This window comes from Allobosea sp. RAF48, assembly GCF_052114025.1.
Taxonomy (GTDB): Bacteria; Pseudomonadota; Alphaproteobacteria; order Rhizobiales; family Beijerinckiaceae; genus Allobosea.
Genome location: NZ_JBFRDZ010000008.1, coordinates 141587 through 163336, shown reverse-complemented (window position 1 = coordinate 163336; position 21750 = coordinate 141587). Strand labels below are relative to the sequence as shown.

Sequence of the window (21750 nt, the reverse complement as noted above, 5' to 3'; positions counted from 1 at the left end):
CGCGAAGGGCTGCTCAGCTCTTAGCTGCGATACCAGGCTGCGAGGTTCCAGGTGTCGACGTCCCAGCCGGAATGGTCGTGGGAGAGGTTGTTCGCCGCTGCGACGACCTTCTTGCGCGACAGGATCGGCAGGATAACGTTGGCCTCGCAGAAGATCTCGTTGACCTTGATCAGCAGCGCGGCGCGCTTGGCCGGATCGAGCTCCTTCTGGGCGGCCTTGTAGGCCTCGTCGGCAGCCGGATCGGTATAGCGCGAGACGTTGCGGCCCAGCCACTTGTTCTCCTTGTTGGCGACTTCCCAGGAGACGAACTGGTTGAGGAAGCGCTCCGGATCGGGCTGCGGCTGCGTGGTCGTGTACATCTCCATGTCGACATAGAGCTTGGTGTAGGTGTCGGGATTGGCGACGTCCGACGAGAAGAACACCGAAGCCGTGACCGACTTGAGCTCGAGGTCGATGCCGGCGCGCTGGCAGGCCTGCTTGATGATGGCCTGGACCTTCTGGCGCGGGGCGTTGATCGAGGTCTGGTAGACGTATTTGAGCTTCTTGCCGTCCTTCTCGCGGATGCCGTCCGAGCCCTTCTTCCAGCCGGCGTCGTCGAGGATCTTGTTGGCCTTGTCGATGCTGAACTCGTATTTCAGCTTCTGCGACTTGAACTGCTTGGGCTCGTTGACGAAGCTCGCCGTGGCGCTGCCGGCGCGGCCATAGATGAACTTCTGGATCGAGTCGCGGTCGATCAGCAGGTTGATCGCCTGGCGCACGGCCGGATCCGACAGCGTCGGGTGCTTGGTCTTGACGCTCGAGCGCTCGCCGTCGACCTCGGTCCACGGATCGGTCGTGTTCAGCGTGATGAACTCGATGTCGCCAGCCGCCGCTGCGCTGATCTTGCCGCGGCCACCGGTTTCCATGCGCTTGAGGACTTCGTCCTCGACCAGCGTGTCCCAGGCATAGTCGTATTCGCCGGTCTGGAGCACGGCGCGCGCTGCCGAGACCGCGTCACCGCCGCCTTTGATCTCGAACGTGTCGAAATGCGGCTGGTTCTTGACGTGGTAGTCGGGGTTCAGGGTGCCGGTGAGGATGTCGCCCGGCTTGAAGTCCGCGAACTTGTAGGGGCCGGTGCCGACCGGCTTCAGGTTCGCCGGCGCCTCGCGCGACTTGGCGCCCTTGTAGTCGCCGAAATGATGCTTCGGAATGATCATGCCGGCGACGCCGACGAAGGGATCGGCCCAGAACGGGGTCGGCTTGGCGAAGATCACCTTGACGGTGAGGTCGTCGACCTTCTCGACCTTGATGTCCTTGTAGGCACCGGTGGTGTAGGCGGCCGTCGCCGGATCGGCAGCGTATTCCCAGGTGAAGACGACGTCGTCGGCGGTGAGCGGCTTGCCGTCATGCCACTTCACGCCCGGCTTCAGCTTCCAGGTGACGGTGGTGCCGTCCTCCGAGAGGCCGCCATTGGCGCGGGTCGGGACTTCAGCAGCAAGCTGCGGGGTGAGGTTGCCTTCCTTGTCCCAGCCGGCGAGCGGCTCGTAGAAAACGCGCGAGGCGATCTGGTCCTTGGTGCCGGAGGCGAAATGCGGGTTGAGCAGGGTCGGGGCCTGCCAGAGCAGCATCTTCAGCGGACCGCCGCCACCGGCCTTGGTCGGCTTGTATTCGAGCGTGGCGTTCGCCATCGCCACATCGTTCCATGCCAGGATCTGGCTCGCGATCGGGGCGGCGATGCCCAGCGCAGCCATCCGCTGCATGAAGGAGCGCCGCGACAGGCGGCCCTCTTTCAGATTATCGACCATTCCCTGGATATATTGACTGCTCATAACTGACCTTCGCATTACGCCGGCTAGATATCGACCAGAAATAGATCAGTATCAGCCTTGTTTTTACTGAGTCCAAGGCACGGTAATGCCTTGATCGCGACTCATCTCGTACGGGCCGCGACCTTAAGCCCATCTTAAGGCGTTTTGATGGGATGGTAGGGTTGCTTGCGGCGCATGGCAGTTGTCCGCATTCCCTTGGGCGCCATGGCCATGTGCGGTGCAGCACTGGCGTCGGGATGCCATTGTCTACGGAGGGAGCGACCGGCGGGAGAGGCGCGTGCCGGCACCCAAGGGAGCCCCAGCAAGGCTCGCGTCCGGTACACCGGCGGAGGGCCGGTCAGCCCTCCGCTTTTGTCATGGAAGCTTAGCTCCAGAAGCCTTCTTGATAGGTGCGAGGCGAGAACTCCTTGTCGTCCCGCTGCTCCTCGCAATCCTCCCGACGCTCGCTTTGTGTCTCGCATGCGCAGTCGGAATCGTGCCGTTCCAGCATCAGATCTCTCCTTTCAGTTGTGAGGGAGGGTGCCTTGGGCTTCACGAATATGGGCATTTATGCTGCAGCGCACAAGGCGTGAGTGGCATGGGTGGGTTGCCAACAATGTTGGAACAATCCAGCTAGGACTACGTTGGTGCGGTTCGCCGCAACGCGGCCTGAGGATTGGATACCAGATGAAGCAAGCGACCTATTTTTTGACCATTGCCGGTGCTTTTGCGATCGCTGGCGCGGTGATCGCCTCGCCCATGGCGGCCAGCGCCCAGGATTTGCCTGCGGGCGTTGCCTCCGGCCTCGATAGGCAGCCGGTCGAGTACAGCATGACTGCCGCCAAGGAGCGCAGGCTGATGATCATGCAGGAAACCATGCGCCAGCAGCAGCACGGCCGCGGTAGGCCCGGATACGGGCGCGGCTACGGCCCGCGGCCCCACCCCGGCTACGGCCCCGGCTATGGTCCCCGTCCTGGCCCGCGTCCCGGTTATGGCTATGGGCGCGGCTACGAGCGTTGGTGATCGGTAGCCTCCAATTGGGGCTCCCGCGCGGAGGGAACTGATCCTCCGCGCCGCTTCCCGCGGGGGCCGGCGCTCACGGAGGGCTCGCTTGCATCCGGCTTCGAATCGTGCGCCTTCCCGCAAAACGCAGGGAGCCGGTGGATGATGCAGAAGATCAACGATGTCCGCGACCGCCTGATCGTCGCCCTCGACGTGCCTACCGTGTGGGATGCCTACCGCCTCGTCTCTACGCTCGGCGACGGCGTCACCTTCTACAAGATCGGCTATCGCCTCGCCTTCGCCGGCGGGCTCGATCTCGCACGCCAGCTCGTTGCCGAGGGCAAGAAGGTCTTCCTCGACCTCAAGCTCCACGACATCGGCAACACCGTGAGCGAAGGCGTGGAATCGCTGACCAAGCTCGGCGTCACCTTCCTCACCGTACACGCCTATCCGCAGACCATGCGCGGTGCCGTCGAGGGCCGCGGCGATGCGGCGCTCAAGCTGCTCGCGGTCACCGCGCTGACCTCCTATGACGACAGCGACCTGCGCGATGCCGGCTATGGGCTGGCGGTGCGCGATCTCGTGCGCCTGCGCGCCGAGCAGGCGCGGACAGCCGGCATCGACGGCATCGTCTGCTCGGCTGCGGAGACGGAGATCGTGCGAGAGGTCATCGGGCCCGACATGGTCATCGTCACGCCGGGCATCCGCCCCTCCGGCAGCGCCGCCGGCGACCAGAAGCGCACGCTCACCCCGGCCGAGGCGATCCGCGTCGGCGCCGACCATCTCGTGGTCGGGCGTCCCATCATCCGCGCGGCAGACCCGCGCGCCGCGGCTGGCGCGGTCATGGACGAGATCGTCGCAGCTTCGTAAGCTCCGGCCCGGAACCGATTCAGCCAACGGATTGCACCATGCCCAAGGGATATGTCATCGGCCGCGCCAAGGTCACCGACGCCACCAAATGGGGGGCCTATGCCGCTCGTTCCACCGAAGTGATCAAGCAGTTCGGCGGCGTGCCGGTCGTGCGCGGCGGGCAGATGACGGTCGGCGAGGGTGAGGGGCGCGCCCGCAACGTCGTCATCGAGTTCAAGGATTTCGAGACGGCCAGGGCCTATCTCTTCTCGCCGGAATATGCGGAGGCTCGCAAGCTGCGCGAGGGCGCCGGCGAGATCGATCTCGTCGCCGTCGAGGGGATCTGAGCCATGGCCGCCAAGGGCTATTGGGTCGCGCGCGTCGATGTCGAGAACGAGGAGGCCTATGCCCGCTATCGTTCGCTGAACGCCGTAGCCTTCGCCAAATACGGCGCGAAGTTCCTCGTCCGCGGCGGCGAGTATAAGCTCGCCCGCGGCGAAGGCCGCAAGCACAACGTCGTCATCGAGTTCAAGGACGAGGCGACGGCGCGCGCCTGCTACGCCTCGCCGGAATACCAGGAGGCGATGAAGCATCTGAGCGCCGCCGGCAAGTCCGACCTCATCATCATCGGCGGCTATGAAGGCCCGCAGCCGGGCGAATGAGTTCGCCTGAACGCGATCTCGCACGCGAGACGCTGACCGCCATCGGCGTGATCAGCGGCACTTCGATGGACGCCATCGACGTGTCGCTGGTGACGAGCGACGGGCGCGATGCCGTCGCTTTCGGGGCGGGCGTCTCCTATCCCTATCGCGACGAGACGCGCCGCGCGCTGCAGGCCGTCATCGCCGATGCCGAGCGCGCCTCGGCCGAGCCGCTCGTCGCGCTCGAAGCCGCGGTGACGGCCGACCATCTCGCCGCCATCCGCAGTTACGTTGCCGACCAGAACCTCGGCTGGTCGGATCTCGATCTCGTCGGTCTGCATGGCCAGACGATCTACCATCGGCCGGAACGGCGCTTCACCCGGCAGCTCATCGACGGGCAGGCGGTGGCCGATGCGCTCGGCATCCCCGCCGTCGACCGCTTCCGCCATGCCGATGTTGCGGCCGGCGGCGAGGGGGCGCCCTTCGCGCCGCTCTATCACCGCGCCCTGGCGCAGCGGCTGGGGCAGCCGGTGATGGTGCTGAATCTCGGCGGCGTGGGGAACGTCACCTATATCGACGGCGAAACCGTCATCGCCTTCGATACCGGCCCGGCGAGCGCGATTCTCGATGATTTCGTCCTGCGCCGGCTCGGCCGCCCCTATGATGCCGACGGCATGCTGGCGGCGAGCGGGCGCATTCATGTCGACCTGGTGGCCAGCTTCATGGCCAATCCCTTCTTCGACCGGCCGGCGCCGAAGTCGCTCGATCGCAACGATTTCCATCGCCGCGCCCAGGTTGTCGAGGGGCTCTCGGATGCCGATGGCGCAGCGACGCTGGCGGCCTTCACCGTCGAGAGCATCGTGGCGGCGCTGCGCCATGTGCCGCGCGCGCCCAAGCGCTGGCTCGTCGGCGGCGGCGGGCGGCTGAACCGGCATTTCATGGCGCGGCTCGGTCAGCGGCTCGGCGTGCCCGTCGACCCTGTCGAGGTTGTAGGGTGGGACGGCGATGCGCTCGAAGCGCAGATCTTCGCCTATTTCGCGATCCGTTCGGTCAAGGGTCTGCCACTCAGCCTGCCCTCCACGACGGGTGTGCCGCTGCCGATGACGGGAGGCGAGCTTCACCGGCCCATAGCGCGTAATTGAGCATGGCTGTCATGCCTCCGTCATTTGAAGGATGAGGCGCCGAGCGAGCTCTGCCTACATTTGCGCCGGGTGAGCGGCGAGAGGGAGCTTCGTCGCTCGGAGGGGCGTTGGCAGGTCGGCTCTGCCCGGTAGAGGCCGAACTCAGCGCGGCTGAAGGGGCAGCACCGCGCTGCGCAGCAGCGAGACGAGCTGGCTTTGCTGGCGGGTGTTGGTCTTCTGGAAGATCCGCGCCAAATGCGTGCGGGCGGTCGAGATTCGCACGCCCTGGGCTACGGCCGCTTCCGTCAGAGACAATCCGCTTGCCAGGGCGGACGCAAACTTGGCTTCGGTATCGGTCAAATCAAAGAGCTGGCGCGCGCAGGCGATGATGTCGGTCGCCGTCTCGAGGCGCCTGAGCGCGATCATGACCAGACCATGTTGCCGGTGGAGCGCCGGGGAGGGCGCCGCAGGCATGACGCAGGCCGAAAGCGAATGACCGCCGTCGCCGCCATGCAGGATCATGCTCGCCTGATGGTTTGCGAGCGGGTCGCGAGCGCAGTGCAGCGCGCCGTCGATCAGCTGCCGAAGCCGGCGCTGGTCGCCCGGCTGACGGGCGTAGAGGCGCCCCTGACGCAACCCGATCGGCCCGTCCGGCTCGGCCAGGATTTCGTCGGCGCCCTCATTGGCATAGGAAATCCGCATCTCCGCATCGAGGATCGCGATACCAAGGGCGAGGCGGTCGAGCGCGCCGCGCGCCTCGTCGCGCTGGATCGTGACGCGGCCGATATGGCGGCGCAGTTCCGCCACGCGCCGCAGCACCGGATAGAGCCGGCGGAGCAAGGACGCATCGGCGTCGTCGAAACGCTCCTGGCTGCTGTCGCGCCGGACATCGAAAAACCAGAAGGTCTGTCCTTTCTCCGCAAGGCGGCAGGACATGCCGTCATGAGCGTCAGCCAGGGGGAACCAGCTCTGACCGGCCCGCGGGCGCCGCAGGGGGGCCGTGCCGGCGGCGTCGTGATCCCGATAGACGACGCCGAGCGGAATACCGCGCAAGATCTCGCCCATCTCGATCAGGCCCGGCGCCAGTTCGCTGCAGTACTCCTGCCAGGACGGATTAGGGTTCGACGGGTTGGGGTTCGCCGGGTAGGCGATCCGATCCTCGGGGTAGGGGCCGAAGCTGGCGAAGCAGGCATCCGAGCCGTCGAAGAGCTGCCGCATCGTCTCTGCGGCGCTCGGCATCTGTTCCTCGTCAATCGCGCCGATCAGAAGTCGGTCGATCGCAGACATGACGGTATCGACATCCGGACGCGCCATGAAGGCCCCCGACGGTCATGGGCTGGACATGATCCTGAGATCGGAAGGGTAGCAGCATGGAGTGTCCGGGAAAAGTCCATAAACAATCCAATCCTTAACGGGTGCCGCCAGCTGCCTCAGCCGGATCGGTTCCGGGTCAGCGCGCTGATGTCCGCGGCTGTCGGGAGGGCATCGACGACGCCGTGCCGCGTCGTCGTCAGCGCGCCCGCGGCTGCAGCGTCACGTAGCGCCTCGGAGAGCGTGGCGCCCTCGGCCAGGCGGACGCCGAGCGTCGCAGCGAAGGCATCGCCGGCGCCGAGGGCGTCGACCGTATCGACCGGGAAACTTGGCTGCACGACAGGCGGCTCATCTGCCGCGACCGCTATGGCGCCGGCTGCGCCGCGGGTCAGCACGGCGAGCCTTGGGCCGCGTTTCAGGATCGCCGGGCCGAGTTCCGCGACGAAGCGCTCCGGCGTGGCGATGTCCACGTCCTGCCAGCCGAACGTCGCCGCCAGGCTGCGTGCCTCGGTTTCGTTGACGATGAGAACCGAGGTCGAGCCCACGACGTCCTCCGGCACCGTCCGGAAAGGCGAGGGGTTGAGCAGGGTTGGCACACCCGCCCGATGGGCCAGGGCGAAGGCCTCGCGGATGGGCGCGTCAGCGATCTCGAATTGCGCGGCCACGAGGGCGGCTCCTTCGATCGCGTTGGCCTTTGCCCGGACATGCGCCTCCGAAAGGGCGAGATTGGCCCCCGGAGCGATGGCGAGGCTGGTCTCGCCGGCCGCGTCGATGAAGGCGACGCCGCTCCCGGTCTGCCCGTCGATGCGCACGAGCATCGCCTCCGGCAGATCGGCGCGCACGAGGGCCGTCGGCGCGAAGCTGGCAGCTACGGCGCGGATGGCGTCATGCTCGAATATGTCGAAGGCCTTTTCCGCGGTGACACCTATACCTACCGGCTGGCGCTGAAGGTCTGATTCGAGCGGGCGCGCAGCCGCCGGCATGAGGTCCAATCCCGGTCCATATCTGAGAGACTTTGAACCGGTTTCATCCCCGGTGCGACGAATGGAAACCGAAGCACGTACTGGAACTGTCTCCATACGTATGCGCGGCGAGCCATGGATTGCAGGGATGGATGTTGCGATGTCATTCCATGTTTCGGTCATCGGCAGGGCGGGCTTTACGCCGTTGCCGTCACGACGGGTGGCTCCGGAAGCGGCGGATGCGGCGTCGAAACCCGTCTTCGTCATCGATGCCGGCCTGAACATGCGCTTCAGCAATCGCGGCGCGGCCGCTCTCGCCCGGAACGGGTTGGGTGACACGGATCGCTTCACCGCCTGCGACAAGGCTTTCATGGCGCGGCTTCAGGTCTGGATGAAGCGCTGCCGCGGCGGCAGCGCGCTCGGCGAGATGCGGCTGCCGCTGGCGCTGCGCTGCGGACGGCAGGTCGCGATCGATGCCGTGCATCTGGCGGGCATCGACCTCTTCGTCCTGACCGTCGACGACCCCGAAAGCGCCATGGAGCGGAACGTCGCTCAGGTCAGTGAAGCCTGCGGGCTGACGCCGACGGAAGAGCGCATGCTGGCGCTCATCGTCGAGGGGCTCGACACGATCGTCGCGGCGAGGAGGCTCGGCATCGCGCCGACGACGGCGCGCACGCACCTCCAGCGCCTCTTCACCAAGACCGGAACGGCCCGGCAGAGCGAGCTTGTCCGCTTCGTCGCCACCTATGTCGAGGATGCGCGCTGAGCGAGTTCCGCGCGCGTCGGCAGTTTGATCGTCAGCGGATATTGACACCGCTCATCATCGTAAGCCCTGTGAAGCAGCGTGCGTATGCCCGCACTTTGCCGGGAGCGACCGCGGCCATGCCCGAGACCGTTGCAGCCTTCACCTTTTGCGCTCTGTTGAGCGCAAGCGCGATTCTCGGCATGAAATTGCGCGGCTGGTTGTCAGAGGAAAATCTCCCTGAGCGCACCATGGAGGCGCTGCGGCTGGTGACGAGCCTGCTCGTCACCTTTGCCGCGCTGGTGCTCAGCGTTCAGCTCTCGAACGTGAAGGCAAGCTTCGACAAGGCCTATCGCGACCGCAACGCCGACGCTGCCCAGCTCGCCCAGCTCGGCGAGTGCCTGCGCAACTACGGGCCGGAGGCGGAGCCGATACACCTCGACCTGCGCAGCTACACTGCGGCGGTCATCGCCAGCACCTGGCCGCAGGAGCCGAAGCCCGCGGGCATGTCCTACCCCGACACGTCCGTCATGGCGCGCGAGGGTGCCGATCCTTCCCTCGGTGCCCTGCTCAACCGCATCGGGCGGGCGATCAACGGCTTGGCGTCTTCCGACACGCTCCGCGCCAACATCGCGGCCGAATGCCGCTCGGCCTTTTTGCAGTTGCAGCAGCGGCGCTGGGCCGTGATCGAGGACGTGCATGGGCCGGTCTCGCCGCTTTTCACGAGCGTTCTGACCTTCTGGCTGATGCTCGTGTTCCTGAGCTTCGGCCTGCAGACGCCGCGCAAGCGCGTGGCCGCGATCGTGCTGGGGATCGGGGTCATCTCGATCTCGACGGTGATGTTCGTGATCAGCGATCTCGAGACGCATTATGACGGCTTGTTCGGCATCCCGAGCGCGGCGATGCGCGATGCCCTGGCGGGAATGACCCGCTGAATCCGCGAGGCCGACCGCGAATTGGGGGAGGACGTGGCCTTGGCAAGCTGCGGCCGGTCCGGTCTTGTCGAAGATCACGTTCTACATCGGGCGATGTGCCGAAATGCGCCTTCGACGCGAAGCAGGCGAAGGCGCTGGTCAACGACATTCAAGCCCGGCCCGGCCTCGTCGAGAGCCGCCCGACGGCGGCGCTCTTCGCCGACCCGCAGCACGAGTATACGCGGCAGTTGCTGGCGGCAGTGCCGGGCGGCGGGCGCTTCAGGCACTAATTGACGCAGGTTGCGTCGCGTCTCGTATCGTCGGCCCTCATCCTGAGCGGTAGCCGTCAGGCGGCGTCTCGAAGGATCTTCCAGAATGCGCTGGAGCATCCTTCGAGACGCCGCGGCGCGGCTCCTCGGGAGGAGCGCCGAGCGTGACAGCCGACCTTGCCTTTCCTCGGAGCCTGCCCATGCCTCTCGACGCCGCCCTTCGCGACAAGATCCTCGCCGCCGTCGAGGCGGGCTTCGACAAGCAGGTCGCCTACACGCAGGACCTCGTCCGCTTCGGCTCGGTGCGCGGCCAGGAGCATACGGTCCAGGACTTCATCTTCCGCGCCATGAAGCAGCGGGGCCTGACCATGGACCGTTTCGCCATGGACCGCGAGGCGATCGCGGCCCATCCCGGTGGCGCGCCGTTCTCCGACACGCATTCCGATGCCCCCATCGTCGTCGGCATTCATCACCCACGCGCGGAGAAGGGGCGGTCGCTGATTCTCCAGGCCCATATCGACGTGGTGCCGACCGGCCCGGCCGACCAATGGACCCATCCGCCCTTCGATCCCGTGATCGACGGCGACTGGATGTATGGCCGTGGTGCCGCCGACATGAAGGCGGGGCACGCGGCGAACCTCGCTTGCCTCGATGCGCTCCGGCGCATCGGCATGCAGCCGGCCGCGAGCGTCTACGTCCAGTCGGTGGTCGAGGAGGAATCCACCGGAAACGGCGCGTTGATGACGCATCTGCGTGGCTACAAGGCCGATGCCGTGCTGATCCCGGAGCCGGAAGGGGAGATGCTGGTGCGTGCCAATGTCGGCGTGCTCTGGTTCCAGGTCGAGGTGCGCGGCAAGCCGGTGCATGTGCGCGAGATGGGCGCCGGCGCCAATGCCATCGACGCGGCCTATCGCGTCGTCGGCGCCTTGCGAGGGCTCGAGGAGGAGCTCAACCGCGAGAAGGCAGGGCGGGCGCATTTCGAGGATATCGCGCACCCGATCAACCTCAATATCGGCAAGATCGAGGGTGGCGACTGGGCTTCCTCCGTTCCGTGCTGGTGCCGGCTCGATTGTCGCATCGGCATCTATCCCGGCGTGAGCGCCGAGGAGACGGCGAAGCGTATCGGGGCCTGCGTGCTGGCTTTCTCCCGCGGCGACAGGTTCCTAGCCAATAATCCGCCGCGCGTCAGCTTCAACGGCTTCTACGCGCAGGGCTATGTGCTGGAGCCCGGCAGCGATGCCGAGGGCGTGCTGGCGAACGCCCACACCGCCGCGACCGGCAAGCCGCTGAAGAGCTTCATGACGGCGGCCTATCTCGATACCCGCGTCTACGCGCTCTACGACAAGGTGCCGGCGCTCTGCTACGGCCCGGTTTCGGAGAACGTCCACGCCTTCGACGAGCGCGTCAGCCTCGCTTCGCTGAAGCGCATCACCGGCACCATGGCGCTCTTCGTCGCCGAATGGTGCGGCCTCGAAAGCATTGACGCTTGAGCGCGCCGGCGCTCGGAGCATCCGGCCGAAAAGTGGACACCGGCTTTCGGAGAATACGATGCTGAAACAAGGAACTGGAGCGCCGGGCGTCCCGGAGGACGCCGTGCGGTCCAGCCGGGCGCTGCTGCTCGTCCCGCTGCTCGGGCTACTCTGGGGCTTCAACTGGCCCGCGGTTCGCATCTCGCTGACCGAGATCGCGCCCTGGACGTTGCGCGCCGCCGGCATGAGCTTCGCCGGACTCGTCCTCGTCGCGGTGGCGCTGGCGCGCGGCGTTCCGCTCGCCGTGCCGCGTGGACAGTGGCTGCGCCTCGTCGTTGCCGGCATCCTCTCGATCGCCGCCTTCAATGTGCTGCTCGCCTTCGCGCAGCTCGCGGCGCCGACCTCGCGTGCCGCGATCCTGACCTTCACCATGCCGATCTGGGCGACGCTGCTCGCCCGCCTCGTGCTGGGTGAGGCTTTCGACGGCCGGCGCCTCGCCGGTCTCGCTTTCGGCATAGCCGGCCTGCTCTGTCTCGGCCTGCCGCTGATCGCGGCCGGGCAACTCTCCTTCGGCCTGATGCTGGCGCTGCTCGCGGCGGTGAGCTGGGCGCTGGGTACGATCGTGACCAAGCGCTGGCCGGTCTCGGCTCCGGCGCTCGCCATCGCCGCCTGGCAATTGCTGATCGGCGGGCTCGTGGCCGGCATCGGCATGCTCGCCTTCGAGGGGCTGCCCGTGCCGAAGCTGCTGTCGCCGCGCGTGGTGGCGGCTCTGAGCTTCCACATCATCGGCGCGCAGGCGCTCGCCTATTTCCTCTGGTTCACGGTAGTGGCACGTCTGCCGGCGGGCATCGCCAGCCTCGGCACGCTGATGGTCCCTGCAGTCGGCGTGCTCGGCTCGGTGTTGCTGCTGGGCGAGCGGCCCACATCGACCGACTGGCTCGGCCTTGCTCTGGTGGTCGCGGCCTCGGGGGCGATCATGGTCCCCCGCCGGCAGCGCCCGACTGCCCACCGTGCTTGACGGCTCGCGTGTTCATTCGAAAGCCCACTGGAGAGCATCCGGATATTTCATTTTCGGATGGGCGGCGCCGTTCTTATCTGAGGCAGGGCACCAAGGAGGTCCGTGATTGTCCAGATCGTCGCCGATCATCGCCTTCATCCTTCTTCTGCTGGCCTTCTGCCCGCAGCGAACCATCGGACAGACCATGACCGACACCAGCCTTCATGCCGCCGCGGCGCGTGACGACGTCGCCACGATCAAGCGCCTTCTCTCGGAAGGTGCTGCCATCGATACGCGCGATGCGCGCGGGCGCACTGCGCTGCTGGTCGCGGCCCATGAGAACCACGTCAGCGCGGCCCAGGCGCTGATCGAGGCCGGTGCAAATGTGAACGCCAAGGACGCGATCAACGACAGCCCCTATCTCTATGCCGGGGCGCGCGGCCACCTCGCCATCCTGAAGCTGACGCTGGTGCATGGCGCTGACCTCAGGAGCACCAACCGCTACGGCGGCACGGCCCTGATCCCGGCCTGCGAGCGCGGCCATGTCGAGACGGTCCGCACCCTGATCGCCGCCGGTGTCGACGTCGACCACGTCAACAATCTCGGCTGGACCGGGCTGCTCGAGGCGATCATCCTCAGCGACGGTGGGCAGGCGCATCAGCAGATCGTCAAGGATCTGATCGCCGCCGGGGCGAATGTGAACCTCGCAGATCGCGACGGTGTCACCCCGCTCCAGCACGCGCGCAGCCGCGGCTACGCCAAGATCGAGCAGATTCTGCGCGCCGCCGGCGCCCGGTGAAGAGGTCGATCATGAGTCAGGCCCAGCGTTTCCTTTGCGAGGCGATCGAACTCGCCAGGGCCAATATCGAGAAGGGCGGCCGTCCATTCGGAGCCGTCGTGGTGCGGGGCGGCGAGGTGGTTGCCACCGGCGTCAACGAGATCATCGCCACCAACGACCCCACCGCCCATGCCGAGCTGACGGCGCTGCGCGCGGCGAGCCGCAAGCTGGGCTCGCCGAACCTTGCGGGCTGCGCGGTCTATGCCAGCGGCCATCCCTGCCCGATGTGCATGGCGGCGATGCGGCTCGCCGGCGTAGGCGAAGTCTACTATGCCTACTCCAACGATGACGGGGCGCCGTATGGGCTTTCCACCGCGGCAATCTATGCCGATCTGGCGAGGCCTTTCGCCGAGCAGTCGATGAAGATCAGCTATGTGCCCGTCCGTCTCGACGATGGGTCTGATCTCTATGCGGCGTGGAAGCAGCACCAGACCGCAGCGAGCTAGGCTGCATTGTTATCGCGTGGCCCCGCGCGGTCATCCCCGGCTTGATCCGGGATCCATGCCAGAGCGCTTCCGATCAAGGCGCAGAGCGCCTTGAACCGTTGTTCGCCTGCTGCCGGCAGCGTCAGACCTTGTCGCCGAGATAGGCGGTGGCGTCGATCTCGACGATGCAATCGGGCGAGCCGAGGCCGTTGACGATGCAGGAGACGCGGTGCGGCGAGGCCTCGGCGAAATTGGCGAAGTAGACCTCGTTCATCGGCTCCCAATAGGCCCGGTCGGTGACATAGACTGTGCACTTCACGACATCGGCGAGGCTGCCGCCGGCTTCCTCCAGCAACGCCTTGATGTTGTCGATGCATTGCTGGGTCTGGCGCCGCGGATCGCCGATGGCGAGCTTGCCGTCCCGGTTGGTGCCGACGCAGCAGACGAACATGAAATCGCCGGCCACGGTCGCCTGCGCGAAGGGCAGCCTGCCCTTGCAGACCTTGTCCGATGAAATGATGCGCTTGGGCATGGCGGTCTCCTCCGTCCTGTCCCGCCATGTGGTGGCAAAAGGTGGAGATCATCTTTACGCGCCGGCTCGGAATTCCCCGGGCGGAACGAACGAGAGACTTGGGGGCAGCGCGTTACTCGCGCGGGGCGGTCGGTCAGAGCCGTAAAGTCGTGCAGGCGCGAGTCGCGCTTCGGGCGAGCTGAGCTGCCGCCGAACGGGAATTTGGCGGTAGAACCGCCACATCAAGCTGAAAATTCGAGGGAATTTGGAGCGGGCGATCGGGATCGAACCGACGACATTCAGCTTGGGAAGCTGACGTTCTACCACTGAACTACGCCCGCGTGCTGTCTTGCGGTCGAGACCCGACGCGTCGCAGCGAAGCGTTCTTAGCGTCTTGCAAACCCCGTGTCATCCCGCATTCTGCGGCACGGAGTCGCGTGCGCTCCAAACCGGGAAGAAATCAATAGCCGGCGCTGCCGTATCGTGGCTCATAGCGACCGATGCAGGCGCCTTGTGGGTCGGAAGGCCGCGCAGGAATACCGATCCGATTGAGCCATTCGACGGTTTCGGGCTAGCATCTTCCAACGAAGGGGAGTTTCCGACGCTCCCGTCCAAATGACCGCGCCATTGTCCAAGACGTCCGCCAGAAAGTGCCTTCGGATCCCCATGCGGGCGACGGACGGGATATCAAGCCACAACCGGACCCGGGCTTTTGAAAAGCGACACCATTCTGGCGGAGGATCGCCGGCATGACCGGGCGGGGATTGCATCATGTCACGGCAATCGCCACGGATGCGTTGCGCAACCTCGATTTCTATACGCGGGTACTCGGCCTCCGCTTGGTAAAGCGGACGGTGACACACGAGGATCCGGGCGCCTATCACCTCATCTACGGCAATGCGGACGGCGCGCCGGGAAGCAGCCTTTCATTTTTTGCTTGGTTGAGCGCGGCCGCGGCGAGCGAGCGGCCAGACGGCGGCGAGCATATATCCTTCGCCATTGGACCGGAGGCGGTCACCTGGTGGGAAAGGCGCCTTATTGCCTCCGGCGTCCCGTTCCGACGCGAGCGGGCGCCGGGTGGAGCCCCCCAACTGAGCTTTGAGGATCCCGATCACGCACCTCTGGCGCTGGTTGCTTCCGAGCTTGCCTCCGCGGCGACCTGGTCGCTGCCTGATATCCCTCCGGCTTTCGCCCTCCGCGCGCTCCGCGGCGTGTCATTGAGCATCCGCGGGACGGAGCTGATGACACGGATTCTCACCGAAGTTCTGGGTTTCGCCGAAATGCGGCGCGAAGCCGATTGGATCGAATTCTCCGCGCACGATGATGCGGGTGGGTGGATTTGTCTGCATCGGCGGAACGACCGGCAACGCCCCAGACTCGGAGCGGGAGCGATCCATCATGTCGCCTTCCGAGCGAGGGACGAGGCTGATCTGGCCGCCATGTCCGAAGCCCTCAAGGAGCGCGTCGGAATCAGCGCCAGCCCGATTAAGGACCGCCATTATTTTCGCTCGATCTACTTTCGCGGCCCTGACGGATTGCTGATCGAAGTCTCGACGGACAGTCCGGGCTTTCTGATCGACGAGACGCGCGAGAACCTGGGGACGCGACTGATCTTTCCCCCGGGCTTGCAGGATCGGCAGGAGGAGTTGCTCCGCATCCTGCCGCCGCTGGATCAGTTCAGCTAGCTCCGTTGGTCGGTGATGCCCGAACGAACGCGTGCCTTCGGCCAGCTCGCGGGTGTGAGATCCGGCATCTCGCGATGGCATTGCGGGTAGGGCTGACGCCGAAAGGCGGATTTTCCATCGCTCCGGTACCGTGTGGCGCCGCAGGCCACGATCCTGCCGGCGCATGTCGGGCCGACCCGTGCAGATCTTTCAGGAGCCGAAGCCGATTCCTGCTGCAATGCGCTGTTGCTTTGTGCGAGGAAGGGGCGCTGGCAACGGCCTCTTGTCATCGATCGGCGCCGCCGAAACCGCTGGCGGAAAAGGACGGGGTCAGGCTGCATGAATCGAATTCAAACAAACGAATTCATCCCTGAAGAACGATCGCCCTGATATCAGCCCGGCCATGACGACATCCCAGACTCGCCGCTCCGAACGTCGACGGTTGGTGGAAACGGCCAAGATCCGGACAAGCAGCGGGGTCACCTACAGCTGCATCATCCGTGACATATCGGACGGAGGAGCCAAGCTCCGCGTACCGGCGGGTGTGGAGTTGGCAGGAGAGATTCGGTTGACCTCGGCGCTTACCGGGCCCGAACGCGTTGCGCAGGTGATGTGGCAGGATCACACCTCAATCGGGATCGCCTTCGCGAAGCTGGCTGCCGGCTAGAGTCGGACTGAAAAGTGAAATCCACTTTTCGGAGAAGTCCGAAGCTTAAGCAAAGTGATGGATCGCCACTTCGCGTCCGGTAGGACACGGCTGCGAGCCGGGCATGGCCATCCGTTCACGCTGACCTCGCCCGCGCTCGCGTTGCGTGGATCCTTGGTCCGAAGCGATGCCTGAGGATTGGCCACGCGAAATGCCATGTGACCCGCCTCCGTGCGGCAGGGCGTGTGTGCCAACCCCAGCGGCGCAACGATTTTTCGAATTTCAGATGCTTGAGACTGGTGCTGCGAGAGAGGATTGAACTCTCGACCTCTCCATTACCAATGGAGTGCTCTACCACTGAGCTACCGCAGCAGGTCCGGCGGCCGGTGCGCGTCGCGGTCGCTCTGAGGCGGTTGCGGGCGCTGGCGTCGTTCCGAAGCGGCGCCCTGATGCCACAAGCGCGGGGCGGGCGCAACCCGCTCTCTCAATCCGGCAGCAATAATCGTGGATCGATCTGGAAAACTCGGCCGTCGCCTAAGAGATGGGCGCTCAGGCCCTCGCGGAACAGCGGCCGGAAGGCGACGTCGCGCAGATTGAGGCCGCCGGCATACGCGCCCATCGCCGGCATCACGCAGCGGCGCGACGACAAGGCGAAGCAGCGGCGCCTCAAGGCCCGTCCACGCATCCGCACTTTCGCGGTCGGGTGGAGGTGGCCGGCGATTTCGAGCCCGGCCGCGGCGCTGTCCGGCTCATGGCGGAGCACTACGCCGGACAGCATGATCGACTCGGCGCTCTCGCCGCCCATGGCGCGGCTGATCGCCGGGTCGTGGTTGCCGGTGATCCAGAGCCAGTCGCGGCCCTGTTGCAATTCGCGCAGCGAGGCGAGCGTTGCGGGGGCGAGCCTGGCTTCGGCCTCGCGGTCGTGGAAGCTGTCACCGAGTGCGATGAGCCGCGCCGGCTGATGGCGCCGCACCACTGCGGCGAGGGCGGTCAGCGTCGCTGTCGAATCATAGGGCGGCAGCATCACGCCGCGCGCGGCATAGGCGGAGCCCTTCTCCAGATGCAGATCGGCGACGACCAGCGTGCGCTCGTCCGGCAGCCAGAGCGCGCCGGAGAGATCGGGCACGAGCGCGAGCCGGCCCAGCATGAAGGCTTCGTTCGCTTTCGACAGCGCTCGGTCCAGCCCTGTAGTGGCAACCGTCACGCCATCGCCTCTTCGGTCAACATCGCCTCCGCCTCCGCCAGGATCTCGTCGGCCGCCTCGCCAAAAACCGCTTCGCGCCCGATCTCGAGCATCACCGAGACGCCGAGCGGCGAGACATGGTCGAGCGGCTGATGGACGATTCGGCCGCTGATTCGTGTCAGCATCTCACCCAGCCGGCGAATGTCGAGCAGGCCCGTCGCCGCATCGGCGCGTGCGGCCTTGAGCAGGATATGGTCGGGCTCGTGCCGGCGCAGCACGTCATAGACGAGGTCGGTCGAGATCGTCACCTGCCGGCCGCTCTTCTCCTGGCCCGGATAGCGCCGCTCGATCAGCCCGCCGATGATCGCGCAGGAACGGAAGGTGCGCTTCATCAGCGCCGATTCCGCCATCCAGTCCTCGAGGTCGTCGCCGAGCATGTCCTGCGCGAAGAGCTCGTCGAGATCGAGCGCGCCGCGCGCGATGGCGGCGGTCATGTCGCCGAGCGTCCAGCAGGCCATGCCGTAATCGTTGCAGACGAAGCCGAGCGGGCGCATGCGGGCGCGCTCCAGCCGCCGCGTCAGCAGCATGCCGAGGGTCTGATGGGCGAGGCGGCCCTCGAAGGGATAGGCGACGAGATAGAAGCGCCCGCCGCGCGGGAAGGTCTCCACCAGAAGCTCGCCCGGCTTGGGCAGGCGCGACTTCTGCTTCTGCGCCTGCAGCCAGGCTGCAACCTCCTCCGGCAGCGTGCGCCAGAGGCCGGGCGAGGCCAGTATGGCGCGCACGCGGGCGGCCAGGAAGGTCGAGAGCGGGAACTTGCCGCCGTCATAGGACGGGATCTTGGGATCGGTCCCGGCGGCAGCGCGCGAGCAGACGGCCTCATTCTCGACGATGCCCTCGAAGCGCAAGACCTCGCCGGCGAAGACGAAGGTGTCGCCCGGCACCATGGTCTCGGCGAAATACTCCTCGATCTCGCCGAGCACGCGCCCGCCACGCGTGATCATGCCGGGCTGGCCGGGCTTTCCGCCGCGCGCCCGGCCGAGCCGGACCTTCAGCATGGTGGCCTCGACGATGGTGCCGACATTCATGCGGTATTGCTGGATGACGCTGGCGTTGCTGGCGCGCCAGAGCCCGGTCTTGTCCTGCCGCAGCTTGGCGAAGCGCTCATAGCTCTTCAGCGCATAGCCGCCGGTCGCGACGAAATTGACGACGGCGTCGAAATCTTCGCGGACGAGATCGGCATAAGGGGAGGCGGTTCGAACTTCTTCGTAGAGCGCGTCGGCATCGAAGCCGTCCGAACAGGCGACGCCGAGCACATGCTGGGCGAGGACGTCGAGCGCGCCGATGCGCGGCGGTGGGGTGTCCTGGGCGGCTTCGTGGACGGCCTCCAATGCCGCGCGGCATTCCAGCAGCTCGAAGCGATTGGAAGGGACCAAAAGGGCTTCCGAGGGCTCGTCCATGCGGTGGTTGGAGCGGCCGATGCGCTGGATCAGTCGGCTCGCTCCTTTCGGTGCGCCGAGATTGACGACGAGGTCGACATCGCCCCAGTCGATGCCCAGGTCGAGCGTCGCGGTGCAGACCACGGCCTTGAGCCGGCCTGCCGCCATCGCGGCCTCGACCTTGCGGCGCTGCTGCGCGTCGAGCGAGCCGTGATGCAGTGCGATCGGCAGGTTGTCGTCGTTGAGATTCCACAGCGCCTGGAAGGCGAATTCCGCCTGCATGCGGGTGTTTACGAAGACGAGGGTCAGCTTGTGGCTGCGGATGGCGTCATAGACCTCGGCCATCGCATGCAGCGTGGTGTGGCCGGCGATCGGCAGGCGCCGCTGCGTATCGAGGATGCCGATGCGCGGCTTGGCGCCACCCGCGACGGTGACGAGTCCGGCCGGCGTCTCGGTGCCGCCGAGATAGCGCTGCAGATCGGCGGGCTCGCGCACGGTCGCGGAGAGGCCGACGGCCGAGACCTGCGGCGCCAGCGCCTTCAGCCGCGCGAGATCGAGCGAGAGCAGGTCGCCGCGCTTGGACGTGACGAGCGCGTGCAGTTCGTCGAGTACGATGCGGCGCAGGTTTGCGAAGAAGGGCACGGCATCGCGATGCGAGACCAGCAGCGCGAGCTGCTCCGGCGTCGTCAGCAGGATGTCGGGCGGGCGCTGGATCTGGCGCGTCCGCTTGGCGGCGGAGGTGTCGCCGGTGCGGGTCTCGATGGTGATCGGCAGCCCCATCTCGCGCACGGGAGCTTCGAGATTGCGGGCGATGTCGACCGCGAGCGCCTTGAGCGGCGAGATATAGAGCGTATGCAGCCCGTCATGCCTGCCCTCGCGCTCCGCTAGCTCGACCAGCGAGGGCAGGAAGCCGGCGAGCGTCTTGCCGGCGCCGGTCGGTGCGACCAGAAGCGTCGAGCGCCCGGCACGAGCCTCCTCCAGCAGCGCGAGCTGATGCGGACGCACGTTCCAGCCGCGCCCGGTGAACCAGGCCTCGAAGGTGGGAGGGAGCGGGGAGAGGGCGGCCATGCCGGCCGAAGATAGGGTGCGGCGCGAGAGAACGAAAGGGGAATAAAGAGGCCATCGCCGCTACTGGCAGCGAAGCTTGCGCTGGTTCACTTGGAGAGGCCGGAATGGCTGGTTCCGACCCGGAGCGGGCTCGGAGAAGGCCCAGTTACGGGCCGTTTGGCAGGCTGGCCGATTCCGGGCAGCGGGAGCATTTGTTTCCAAAGCGCTCGGCCACACGAGGTCAAAAATTCCTCGCCAGCTGCATGCTGGCTCGTGAGTGCTGTTACAAGCGTGGTGACCCTGACGGCCGCAATTCCATTGCCAATTACCTTGTGATTGGCGTGACCGGGCAATTCTGGCAATTTGAGCCTTCGCATACTCCGCCCGGGGTCAGAAGCCGCAGGGAGTTCGTCATGGATCGCTTGCGCTTGACGCTCGAAGCAATCATTGCAAATTCTCGTTGGTTCCTTGCTCCATTTCTCCTTGGCCTGATACTCACCCTCGCGGCGCTGCTCTTCAATTTCGCGCTCAAGCTGTTCGATTTTTTCATGCGAGCACAGGTTTCAGACCCGTCCGAAATCATTGTTGGCAGTCTGAAGCTCGTCGACATCGCCCTGACGGCGAATCTGATCGTGATCGTGATTTGCTCGAGTTACGAGAATTTCTTGGCACCCATCAATATACAGCAACGTCCTGCCTGGCCGACCAGTCTGGCAAACGTAGGCTTCTCGGGCCTCAAGCAAAGGCTGCTTGCATCCATCGTAGCCATAGCGGCGGTGAATGTTCTGGAGTGGTTCCTGGATATTGAGAACAGCGCGGATAGTACAAAGCTCGGATGGCTCATTGCGATCATGTTGGGCTTTGCGCTCACCATGCTGCTCATGGCGATCGCAGACCGTGTCGGAGAGATTGAACCGCCAAGGCATTAGAGCCAGCGGTCCGCGAACGACCCATGGCGGACCTTCCTTTACCGCCGCTCCGCCACGACCAGCAGCCCCGGCACCGGCGCGCCGCGATCCTGCCGTGTGCTGGCGGGCTCGACGAGTAGGGGGACAAGCCCCGCCTCACCCAGTCTTTGCAGTAACCAGCTCTCCGCATGCGCGAACCGCCTGTCTTCACCGACGACCACGCCCTCGCCGGGATGCGTCTGCACCGTGAAGGCGAGCAGGCCGCCCGGCTCCAGCACGCGCGCGCTCTGGCTGAAGCAGGGCGCGAGCTCGCCGAGATAGACGAAGACGTCGGCAGCGACCACGAGATCTGCCGATGCGTCCGGCCGGCTGGCGAGGAAGCTCGTCAGCCCCGCGACCGCGAGCTTGTCGTAGAGCGGCATCCCGTCGGGCGCTGTCTTGGCTCGCGCCCGCTCGATCATGCGCGGCGAGAGATCGCAGCCGGCGAGGAAGCCGCTCTGCTCGTGGATCGCCTCGCCCATCAATCCGGTGCCGCAGCCGAGATCGTAGACCGTGTCGAACCGGAAGGGGCGGCCGGCGTTGCTGCAGCAGCGGACCAGCGCCGCCTTCAGGAGGGCGGGCGCAGTGTATTGCAGGGTTTCGGTGAGATGGCTGTCGAAGCGGTCGGCATAGGCGTCGAAGAGCGCGCCGGAGAAGTTCTCCGAGGTCGCCTGCTCGGCGGGCATCGCGCCGATGCGAGCGAGGTCGAGCCGCGCGCCGAAATGATCGTTCGGGTCGAGATCGAGGCATTGCCGCCAGGCCGTGGCAGCGTCCTCCTTATGGCCGAGCGCCTCCTGCGCGAGCCCGTAGAGATGCCAGGCGGCGGTGAAGTGATAGGCCTGCGACAGCGTCTGGTCGAGAATCTCGACGGCCGCTTGCGCATCCCCGTCCTTCAGCGCAGCCTCGGCCCAGCCATAGCGGCGGTCGAGCACGGGGTCGCCGGAGCTGGCGAAATGCGTGGTCGAGCCTGTATCGGTCATACCGACCGA

22 protein-coding genes and 2 tRNA genes are annotated in these 21750 nt (G+C 66.1%); 15 read left to right on the top strand and 9 right to left on the bottom strand.

What is annotated here, in order from left to right; genetic code table 11:
* Window positions 1-20: 20 nt before the first annotated feature.
* Entirely contained in the window at window positions 21-1808 is a 1788-nt protein-coding gene (locus AB4Z10_RS16695) for a peptide ABC transporter substrate-binding protein (RefSeq protein WP_441471498.1), read from the bottom strand.
* Between the two features lie 666 nt (window positions 1809-2474).
* Between AB4Z10_RS16695 and AB4Z10_RS16690 the strand changes: the two genes are divergently transcribed.
* From AB4Z10_RS16690 to AB4Z10_RS16670, 5 genes are all read left to right on the top strand, one after another.
* Window positions 2475-2810 carry a hypothetical protein gene (locus AB4Z10_RS16690; RefSeq protein ID WP_441471497.1) on the top strand — a complete coding sequence of 112 codons (336 nt, stop codon included), beginning with the start codon at window positions 2475-2477 and terminating at the stop codon, window positions 2808-2810.
* A gap of 141 nt (window positions 2811-2951) precedes the next feature.
* Window positions 2952-3659, top strand: a complete 708-nt coding sequence (gene pyrF / locus AB4Z10_RS16685; protein ID WP_441471496.1) for an orotidine-5'-phosphate decarboxylase — start codon at window positions 2952-2954, stop codon at window positions 3657-3659.
* Window positions 3660-3697: 38 nt separating this feature from the next.
* The gene (locus AB4Z10_RS16680) at window positions 3698-3985 is read left to right on the top strand and encodes a DUF1330 domain-containing protein (RefSeq protein WP_441471495.1); all 288 of its coding nucleotides are present in this window, start codon (window positions 3698-3700) and stop codon (window positions 3983-3985) included.
* Window positions 3986-3988: 3 nt separating this feature from the next.
* Window positions 3989-4300: a DUF1330 domain-containing protein gene (locus AB4Z10_RS16675; RefSeq protein ID WP_441471494.1), complete on the top strand. Its 312-nt coding sequence runs from the start codon at window positions 3989-3991 to the stop codon at window positions 4298-4300.
* Window positions 4297-5421: an anhydro-N-acetylmuramic acid kinase gene (locus AB4Z10_RS16670; protein ID WP_441471493.1), complete on the top strand. Its 1125-nt coding sequence runs from the start codon at window positions 4297-4299 to the stop codon at window positions 5419-5421. The genes AB4Z10_RS16675 and AB4Z10_RS16670 overlap by 4 nt, the downstream gene beginning before the upstream one ends.
* Window positions 5422-5562: 141 nt before the next feature.
* Here AB4Z10_RS16670 and AB4Z10_RS16665 read toward each other — a convergent pair whose 3' ends face one another.
* Window positions 5563-6687, bottom strand: coding sequence for a helix-turn-helix transcriptional regulator (locus AB4Z10_RS16665; protein WP_441471492.1), 1125 nt, complete (start codon window positions 6685-6687; stop codon window positions 5563-5565).
* Window positions 6688-6830: 143 nt separating this feature from the next.
* A complete protein-coding gene (locus AB4Z10_RS16660; protein ID WP_441471491.1) occupies window positions 6831-7694 on the bottom strand; it encodes a PfkB family carbohydrate kinase in 864 nt (287 codons plus the stop codon).
* 139 nt (window positions 7695-7833) lie between these two features.
* On the opposite strand from AB4Z10_RS16660, the gene AB4Z10_RS16655 reads away from it, so the two are divergent.
* The 7 genes from AB4Z10_RS16655 (at window position 7834) to AB4Z10_RS16625 (ending at window position 13348) form a co-directional block, all read left to right on the top strand.
* Complete coding sequence (locus tag AB4Z10_RS16655) at window positions 7834-8439, top strand: helix-turn-helix transcriptional regulator (protein WP_441471490.1); 606 nt, start codon at window positions 7834-7836, stop codon at window positions 8437-8439.
* A gap of 116 nt (window positions 8440-8555) precedes the next feature.
* A complete protein-coding gene (locus tag AB4Z10_RS16650) occupies window positions 8556-9350 on the top strand; it encodes a bestrophin-like domain (RefSeq protein ID WP_441471489.1) in 795 nt (264 codons plus the stop codon).
* A gap of 95 nt (window positions 9351-9445) precedes the next feature.
* Complete coding sequence (locus AB4Z10_RS16645; RefSeq protein ID WP_441471590.1) at window positions 9446-9619, top strand: hypothetical protein; 174 nt, start codon at window positions 9446-9448, stop codon at window positions 9617-9619.
* Between the two features lie 179 nt (window positions 9620-9798).
* Window positions 9799-11088, top strand: coding sequence for an ArgE/DapE family deacylase (locus AB4Z10_RS16640; protein WP_441471488.1), 1290 nt, complete (start codon window positions 9799-9801; stop codon window positions 11086-11088).
* 58 nt (window positions 11089-11146) lie between these two features.
* Window positions 11147-12085, top strand: coding sequence for a DMT family transporter (locus tag AB4Z10_RS16635; RefSeq protein WP_441471487.1), 939 nt, complete (start codon window positions 11147-11149; stop codon window positions 12083-12085).
* Window positions 12086-12269: 184 nt separating this feature from the next.
* On the top strand, window positions 12270-12863 hold the full coding sequence (locus AB4Z10_RS16630) for an ankyrin repeat domain-containing protein (protein ID WP_441471587.1): 594 nt from the start codon (window positions 12270-12272) through the stop codon (window positions 12861-12863).
* 11 nt (window positions 12864-12874) lie between these two features.
* On the top strand, window positions 12875-13348 hold the full coding sequence (locus AB4Z10_RS16625) for a nucleoside deaminase (protein WP_441471486.1): 474 nt from the start codon (window positions 12875-12877) through the stop codon (window positions 13346-13348).
* Window positions 13349-13469: 121 nt separating this feature from the next.
* Here AB4Z10_RS16625 and AB4Z10_RS16620 read toward each other — a convergent pair whose 3' ends face one another.
* Window positions 13470-13859 (bottom strand): RidA family protein, encoded by a 390-nt coding sequence (locus tag AB4Z10_RS16620; RefSeq protein WP_441471485.1) that lies wholly within the window; start codon window positions 13857-13859, stop codon window positions 13470-13472.
* Window positions 13860-14104: 245 nt separating this feature from the next.
* A tRNA-Gly gene (locus AB4Z10_RS16615) sits at window positions 14105-14179 on the bottom strand.
* Between the two features lie 408 nt (window positions 14180-14587).
* Between AB4Z10_RS16615 and AB4Z10_RS16610 the strand changes: the two genes are divergently transcribed.
* Both AB4Z10_RS16610 and AB4Z10_RS16605 read left to right on the top strand, forming a co-directional pair.
* Window positions 14588-15523: a VOC family protein gene (locus tag AB4Z10_RS16610; RefSeq protein WP_441471484.1), complete on the top strand. Its 936-nt coding sequence runs from the start codon at window positions 14588-14590 to the stop codon at window positions 15521-15523.
* 382 nt (window positions 15524-15905) lie between these two features.
* Entirely contained in the window at window positions 15906-16169 is a 264-nt protein-coding gene (locus AB4Z10_RS16605) for a PilZ domain-containing protein (protein ID WP_441471483.1), read from the top strand.
* A 276-nt stretch (window positions 16170-16445) separates the two neighbouring features.
* On the opposite strand, the gene AB4Z10_RS16600 is transcribed toward AB4Z10_RS16605, so the two are convergent.
* The 3 genes from AB4Z10_RS16600 to AB4Z10_RS16590 form a co-directional block, all read right to left on the bottom strand.
* A tRNA-Thr gene (locus AB4Z10_RS16600) sits at window positions 16446-16520 on the bottom strand.
* A 112-nt stretch (window positions 16521-16632) separates the two neighbouring features.
* Entirely contained in the window at window positions 16633-17352 is a 720-nt protein-coding gene (gene pdeM / locus AB4Z10_RS16595; protein ID WP_441471482.1) for a ligase-associated DNA damage response endonuclease PdeM, read from the bottom strand.
* Complete coding sequence (locus AB4Z10_RS16590) at window positions 17349-19835, bottom strand: ligase-associated DNA damage response DEXH box helicase (RefSeq protein ID WP_441471481.1); 2487 nt, start codon at window positions 19833-19835, stop codon at window positions 17349-17351. The genes pdeM and AB4Z10_RS16590 overlap by 4 nt, the downstream gene beginning before the upstream one ends.
* A gap of 104 nt (window positions 19836-19939) precedes the next feature.
* Here AB4Z10_RS16590 and AB4Z10_RS16585 point away from each other — a divergent pair, with 104 nt between their 5' ends.
* Window positions 19940-20743, top strand: a complete 804-nt coding sequence (locus AB4Z10_RS16585) for a YqhA family protein (RefSeq protein WP_441471480.1) — start codon at window positions 19940-19942, stop codon at window positions 20741-20743.
* A 38-nt stretch (window positions 20744-20781) separates the two neighbouring features.
* On the opposite strand, the gene AB4Z10_RS16580 is transcribed toward AB4Z10_RS16585, so the two are convergent.
* The gene (locus AB4Z10_RS16580) at window positions 20782-21741 is read right to left on the bottom strand and encodes a methyltransferase domain-containing protein (protein ID WP_441471479.1); all 960 of its coding nucleotides are present in this window, start codon (window positions 21739-21741) and stop codon (window positions 20782-20784) included.
* Window positions 21742-21750 lie beyond the last annotated feature (9 nt).